The sequence below is a fragment of the Streptomyces sp. NPDC005899 genome (assembly GCF_040629645.1).
Classification (GTDB): domain Bacteria; phylum Actinomycetota; class Actinomycetes; order Streptomycetales; family Streptomycetaceae; genus Streptomyces.
In genome coordinates this window covers 1-2965 of record NZ_JBEXWB010000535.1, presented here as the reverse complement: position 1 = coordinate 2965, position 2965 = coordinate 1, and the positions used below count along the sequence as shown (strand labels likewise).

4 protein-coding genes and 1 riboswitch are annotated in these 2965 nt (G+C 72.5%); of the genes, 3 read left to right on the top strand and 1 reads right to left on the bottom strand.

Going from position 1 to position 2965, the window contains the following annotated elements:
- Positions 1–501: class II aldolase/adducin family protein (locus ABZ371_RS31060; protein WP_358685947.1), on the bottom strand; the 501-nt coding region annotated here is incomplete at its 3' end.
- A gap of 274 nt (positions 502–775) precedes the next feature.
- Here ABZ371_RS31060 and ABZ371_RS31055 point away from each other — a divergent pair.
- The 3 genes from ABZ371_RS31055 to ABZ371_RS31045 all read left to right on the top strand — a co-directional run.
- Positions 776–2038, top strand: coding sequence for an inorganic phosphate transporter (locus ABZ371_RS31055; protein ID WP_358685945.1), 1263 nt, complete (start codon positions 776–778; stop codon positions 2036–2038).
- Positions 2039–2050: 12 nt separating this feature from the next.
- Positions 2051–2272, top strand: a complete 222-nt coding sequence (locus ABZ371_RS31050) for a hypothetical protein (protein WP_358685943.1) — start codon at positions 2051–2053, stop codon at positions 2270–2272.
- 152 nt (positions 2273–2424) lie between these two features.
- Positions 2425–2554, top strand: a riboswitch (cobalamin riboswitch).
- Between the two features lie 131 nt (positions 2555–2685).
- The coding region (locus ABZ371_RS31045) for a cobalamin biosynthesis protein (RefSeq protein ID WP_358685941.1) at positions 2686–2965 on the top strand (280 nt) is incomplete at its 3' end.

The following is a 2965-nucleotide window of genomic DNA, read 5'->3' as shown; positions in this document are numbered from 1 at the left end:
GCGCCGTCCCGTGTGCGGCCGTCTTCTTCGTCGCCGCGTCGTGTGCGGTGCCGACCGGGGCGGTGCGCCGCGACTGCGGAGCTCCCGCGTCCCGTAGCGGGCGTAGGGCGCGGTGCGGACGGGGCCGCCGAGCATCGCGGCGGCGTAGTGCACCAGGGGCACTTCGTCGACGAGGGTGGAGACGGCCGTGGCGTGCACCGCGTGGGTGTGGACGACGGCGGCGGCACAGGTGCTGTTGTAGACCGCCAGGTGGAGAGGGAGTTCGCTGGTCGGGGGGAGGTCCCCGAACAGCCGCCGGCCCCCGAGGTCGACGCCGACCGCGTCATGGGGGCCGAGCCGGTCGTAGTGGACGGCGCTGGGGGTGACGAGGACGGTGTCGCCGACGCGTGCGGACACGTTGCCGGAGGTGCCGACGACGAGGCCCTCGGACGCCGTCCTGCGGGCCGTCGCGACGACCGCGTCCCACGCCTGCCCGATCGCGTCCTGATCGCCCTCGCTCATGCGGCGATCCTAGGACGCGGACTCGGCGGCCGTCCGGGGAGGAGGTGACATGACTCTCCTCCACGGGCAGGCATCGGACCCGCCTTCCCGTCACGGGCCGACGGCGAAGGCCAGCTCCCGCACCGCGGTGGGGAGGGCCGTCCCTCCCCGACGCACACAAGCGGAAGCACGCCGCACGGTTGGGGTCACCGCGCCGCCCTGCCCAGTTCATCTTCCGTTCACCCGGGTTGCTTACGTTCCACGTGCCAATGACGTCGAGCGATTGCCTGGGTAAATGGAACACATCACGCTGCTGCTGGCGATCGTGATCGTGACAGCTCTAGTGTTCGATTTCACGAACGGTTTCCATGACACCGCCAACGCGATGGCCACCACCATCTCGACCGGCGCTCTCAAGCCCAAGACCGCGGTGGCCATGTCCGCCGTCCTCAACCTGATCGGCGCGTTCCTGTCGGTGGAGGTCGCCAGGACGATCTCCGGCGGGATCGTCGACGAGGACGGCCTCAGAACCGAGGTCATCTTCGCGGCACTCGTCGGCGCCATCCTGTGGAACCTGCTGACCTGGCTGGTCGGGCTGCCGTCCAGTTCCTCCCACGCCCTCTTCGGCGGTCTGATCGGCGCCGCGGTGATGTCCGCGGGCTGGTCCTCGATCAACGGCGGCACCGTCGTCACCAAGGTCCTGCTGCCCGCGATCGCCGCACCCCTCGTCGCCGGACTGGCCGCTCTGCTGGCCACCAGGCTGACGTACCGCCTCAACCGGAAGATCACCGACGAGGCGCAGCTCAGGTCGACCGCCAAGGGCTACCGGGCCGGCCAGATCGCCTCCGCCGGTCTCGTCTCGCTCGCCCACGGCACCAACGACGCGCAGAAGACGATGGGCATCATCACGCTGGCCCTGGTCACCGGCGGCGTCCTGGCACCCGGCTCCAACCCGCCCGTCTGGGTCATCTGCGCCGCCGGTATCGCCATCGCCCTGGGTACCTACCTCGGCGGCTGGCGCATCATCCGCACCATGGGGAGCGGCCTCACCGAGCTCCGGCCGCCCCAGGGCTTCGCCGCCCAGACCAGTGCCGCGACGGTCATCCTGGCCTCCTCGCACCTCGGCTTCTCCCTCTCCACCACCCAGTCCTGCTCCGGCGCGGTGATGGGCGCGGGCCTCGGACGCAAGGGGGGCGTGGTCCGCTGGTCCACCGCCACCCGGATGTTCGTCGCCTGGGGCCTGACGCTGCCGGCCGCGGGTCTGGTCGGTGCGGGCGCCGAACTGCTGACCAAGCAGGGCGGCTGGGGCGTGGGCGTCGTCGCCGCGCTCCTCGTGGCGGGCTCCGGTGCCATCTGGTTGCTGTCGCGCCGCAAGCCGGTCGACCACACGAACGTCAACGCCTCGGACAGCGAGCCGGCGGGTGTCGTCACGACCGCCATCGCCGCCGTCAGCCCGCCGCCCGCCGGGGTCATCGTCCCGGACCTCAAGACCACCATCCCGGCCCCGGCCCCGGCGGCCGGAACCCCGGCCGACCCGGCCCGACCGGCCACGGTGTAAGGACAGATCCGCATGAACATCGACTGGGCAGCCCTCGGCACCGTCTTCGGCGTCAGCCTCGTGATCACCGTCGCGCTGGTCGGCCTCTTCACCCTGGGGATCGTCGGCCTCGCCAAGCAGACCCCGGCGGCCCGGAGCGGTGGCTCCGGAGCGCCGGCGCGGCTCGGCGCGTACGCCTGCTTCGCGCTGTGCGCGGCCGCGGTCGCGTACGGCATCCACCTCATCGTCGCCTGACCTCCGCGCACCCGATTCCCTCCGGGCCGGACACACCACGCGTGTGTCCGGCCCGGTGTGCGTCCGGGCACACCGCAGCCTCGCAGGTCAGCGGCAGGTTGACGGGCGTTCGCGGGGCATGGTGGACTGCCGTGGCCATGTACGGCGACAGCAGAGGAAGCCGGTGCGAATCCGGCGCGGTCCCGCCACTGTCACCGGGGAGCAGTCCCCCACACGGAAGTCACGGTCCGCCACGCGGACTGGAAGGCCGGGGGAACTGCGGATCCGGGAGCCAGGAGACTCTCGTCGCCGGTCACGTCGAACCAGGGCGCGGACCCTGAGTGAGGACATACGCCATGTCTGGCTGCCGTGCGTCGGTCGCTGTTCCACCCGCCACCATCCGGGCCCTTCGAGGCGCGACGGCCGGCTGACCCGTGCGAGCCGACCGCATATTCGCGTACGGCGCCACCGCCGGCCTGATCGGTGACCTGCTGCTCGGCGACCCCCGGCGGGGCCATCCCGTGGCCGCGTTCGGGCGGGCCGCGGCGGGCGTCGAGAGCCGGCTGTGGCGCGATCACCGCGGCTGGGGTGCCGTGCACACGCTCCTGTGCGCCGGAGGTGCCACCGGTGCCGCGGCGCTGGCCGCGCGCGCCGTACGCGACCGCCCCGCTGCCGCCGTCGTGCTGACCGCCGCCGCCACCTGGTCCGTCGTCG

What these genes read in the sequence shown, in the direction of transcription:
- ABZ371_RS31050 (WP_358685943.1), top strand. Translation starts at nt 2,051, where the DNA reads ATGAACATCGACTGGGCAGCCCTCGGCACCGTCTTCGGCGTCAGCCTC.
- ABZ371_RS31055 (WP_358685945.1), top strand. Translation starts at nt 776, where the DNA reads ATGGAACACATCACGCTGCTGCTGGCGATCGTGATCGTGACAGCTCTA.